Annotated in this window: 3 protein-coding genes; all 3 read right to left on the bottom strand. The window is 35.9% G+C overall.

What is annotated here, in order from left to right:
* Positions 1-2 precede the first annotated feature (2 nt).
* The 3 genes from rpmI to thrS all read right to left on the bottom strand — a co-directional run bounded on the left by rpmI (position 3) and on the right by thrS (position 2,810).
* Positions 3-200 carry a 50S ribosomal protein L35 gene (gene rpmI / locus ABI657_RS19065; protein WP_022827375.1) on the bottom strand — a complete coding sequence of 66 codons (198 nt, stop codon included), beginning with the start codon at positions 198-200 and terminating at the stop codon, positions 3-5.
* Between the two features lie 89 nt (positions 201-289).
* Positions 290-841: a translation initiation factor IF-3 gene (gene infC / locus ABI657_RS19070; RefSeq protein ID WP_081491471.1), complete on the bottom strand. Its 552-nt coding sequence runs from the start codon at positions 839-841 to the stop codon at positions 290-292.
* A gap of 22 nt (positions 842-863) precedes the next feature.
* Positions 864-2,810: a threonine--tRNA ligase gene (gene thrS / locus ABI657_RS19075; protein ID WP_348098855.1), complete on the bottom strand. Its 1,947-nt coding sequence runs from the start codon at positions 2,808-2,810 to the stop codon at positions 864-866.
* Positions 2,811-3,382: the final 572 nt, after the last annotated feature.

The following is a 3,382-nucleotide window of genomic DNA, read 5'->3' on the forward strand; positions in this document are numbered from 1 at the left end:
TATTAGATAATTCTTAATTGTTGTTTGATGCTTTTCATATCTGTTTTGTGAACTAACGCTGAGTGTGTCAAAGCTAATTTACGTTTTTTAGATTTTTTAGTCAAGATGTGACTTTTAAAAGCATGCTTTCTTTTAATCTTTCCAGAACCAGTAACTTTGAAACGTTTCTTGGCGCTAGATTTTGTTTTCATTTTAGGCATTTTTCCTAGTATTTTAATTTATTCTTACTTACTTATTTTTTGTTTCAGGTTACAAGTTTCAAGACTGAATACTGAAACTGCAAACTGATTTACTTTTTCTTCTTCGGAGCAATGAACATAATCATTCTCTTTCCTTCCAAAACCGGCATAGCTTCCACTTTACCGTGTTCTTCTAAATCTGTAGCCAAACGTAGTAATAAAATCTGTCCTTGATCTTTATAGATGATCGAACGTCCTTTAAAGAATACGAATGCTTTTAGTTTAGCACCTTCTTTAAGGAACTTTTCAGCATTCTTTCTTTTAAATTCGTAATCATGCTCATCTGTCTGAGGACCAAAACGAATCTCTTTTACTACAACTTGCGTTGATTTCGCCTTTAAAACCTTATCACGTTTCTTTTGTTCGTAAACAAATTTCTTGTAATCCATGATTTTACAAACCGGAGGTTCAGCGTTTGGAGAAATTTCAACCAAATCTAATTCAAACTGATCAGCAAGTCTTAATGCTTCTGCAAGCTTGAATACACCTGGCTCGATGTTTTCACCTACTAGTCTCACTTCTTGTACACCACGAATTAGATTGTTTATTCTGTGGGCATCCTTTTTTTCTACGCGAGGTTGATAACCTCTGTTGCTTCTTATTGCTATGACTTTATAATTTAAGTTAAACTGTAAAAACTTTTAATGTCTTTTTTATTTCTTCGTCTACAATTGCGACAAATTCTTCAATTGTAACTGTAATATTTCCTTTTCCTTCCTGACCGTGACGACGAATTGAAATTGTTCCGTTTTTCTCTTCTTCCTCACCTACAATAAGCATGAACGGTATTTTTTGCATTTCTGCATCTCTAATTTTCTTACCAATTGTCTCGCTTCTGTTGTCAATTAGGGCGCGAATTTCGTGATTTTCTAGCAAATCTAAAACTTTTTTAGCATATATTTCGTATTTCTCGCTCAAAGACAAGATTATAGCCTGTTCCGGCATTAACCAAAGTGGGAAATTTCCTGCAGTATGCTCCAGTAAAATTGCTATAAAACGTTCCATAGATCCAAATGGAGCTCTGTGAATCATAACAGGTCGATGTAATTCATTATCAGCACCTTTGTAAGTTAATTCAAAACGTTCGGGAAGGTTATAATCTACCTGAATTGTTCCTAATTGCCACTGTCTTCCCAAAGCATCTTTAACCATAAAGTCAAGCTTTGGACCGTAAAAAGCAGCCTCGCCATATTCTACTACAGTATTCAGTCCTTTATCAGCTGCAGCGTTGATAATTGCATTTTCGGCTTTCTCCCAATTTTCATCAGAACCGATGTATTTCTCTCTGTTCTCCTGATCTCTCAATGAAATTTGAGCAGTAAAGTTTTCAAAACCTAACGAACCAAATACATAAAGTACCAAGTCAATTACTTTTTTAAACTCTTCATCTAATTGCTCCGGAGTACAGAAAATGTGCGCATCATCCTGAGTAAATCCTCTTACACGAGTTAAACCGTGCAATTCACCAGATTGCTCATATCTGTAAACAGTACCAAATTCCGCATAACGCTTCGGTAAATCTTTATATGACCAAGGTCTTACATTATAGATCTCACAGTGGTGAGGACAGTTCATCGGTTTCAATAAAAACTCTTCACCTTCAGCAGGAGTATTTATTGGCTGAAAACTATCTGCACCATATTTAGCATAGTGACCAGAAGTAACATAAAGTTCTTTCTGTCCAATATGTGGAGTAACGACTTGTTCATAACCCGCTTTCTTCTGAGCTTTCTTCAAGAATTGCTCCAGACGATCTCTAAGTGCAGCACCCTTTGGTAACCATAAAGGTAAACCAGCTCCAACTTTTTGGGAGAAAGCAAACAATTCAAGTTCCTTACCAAGTTTACGGTGATCACGACGTTTAGCTTCTTCAAGAAGTTCAAGATATTCAGTTAAATCCTTTTGTTTAGGAAAAGAAGTTCCATAAACACGAGTCAGCTGTTTGTTCTTCTCGTCACCACGCCAGTAAGCTCCGGCAACGCTCATGATTTTAAAAGCTTTGATGATTCCCGTATTTGGAATATGCCCACCTCGGCATAAATCAGTAAAAGTAGCATGATCACAAAATGTAATAGTTCCGTCTTCAAGATTTGAAATCAATTCAGTCTTGTAAACATTGTCTTTGTACATTGCCAAAGCATCAGCCTTGCTAACCGGACGCATTTTAAACTCATGTTTCTCTCTCGAGATCTCCAAAACACGATCCTGAATCTTTTTAAAGTCAGCGTCAGTGATCTTTTGATCTTCAAAATCTACATCATAATAAAACCCATTCGAAATCGCTGGCCCAAGAGTCAGTTTAATTCCAGGATAAAGTTCTTCAAGAACTTGCGCCATTACGTGCGAAGTCGAATGCCAAAAAGCTTTTTTGCCTTCTGCATCATTCCAGGTATATAAAATAAGACTACCGTCGGTCGTCAATGGAGTTTCGGTTTCTATTGTTGTACCATTAAAAGATGCAGAAATCACGTTTCTTGCAAATCCTTCACTAATGCTTTTAGCAACCTCCATCGGAGTTACACCAGAAGCGAACTCTCTAATCGACCCATCGGGTAAAGTAATCTTAATCATTGTTTATAATTTTGTGAATGCAAATATAGGGCATTACTAAAATACATACAATATATAATGTGCAAGTTTCTACTATAATATATAATGATGATTTTTGCGTGTATATTAAAGAGTGGTTATACATTATATATAGGTATTATAATTTTCAGGAGCTAAATCCCGCTGTCCTTCCAATCTTTAGTGCCGAACCCCGGCTCAAAAGGATTTTCCCTCCCATCGGGGCTAGGGCCGGTCGTTTTCAAAAGCGCATTCGTATATATAAGTAAAAGCAAACTTTGGAGGGCTTGGGGCTTAAAGCAGGAAACGAGACTTTTTTTGTAATATTTTGTCATCAGAACGTCGAAAATCCACAAAAATGGTTAAAAACGGGAATAACCAACTAAAAGGTATGTTGAATAGTTATTAGAAAATGATCAATTAAGTTATGAAGTCCATAAAAACTGGCAATTTCAAAATCGCAATATTGCTAGATGGATATCACTATACAGAAAATTCCTAAAAACCCTAAAAAGTATTCATTTGTAAGTTTGCTGTTATCAGAGTGTTAAGAAGAAGATTGAAAAAAGATGGAA

Source organism: Flavobacterium sp. (assembly GCF_039930565.1).
Lineage (GTDB): Bacteria > Bacteroidota > Bacteroidia > Flavobacteriales > Flavobacteriaceae > Flavobacterium.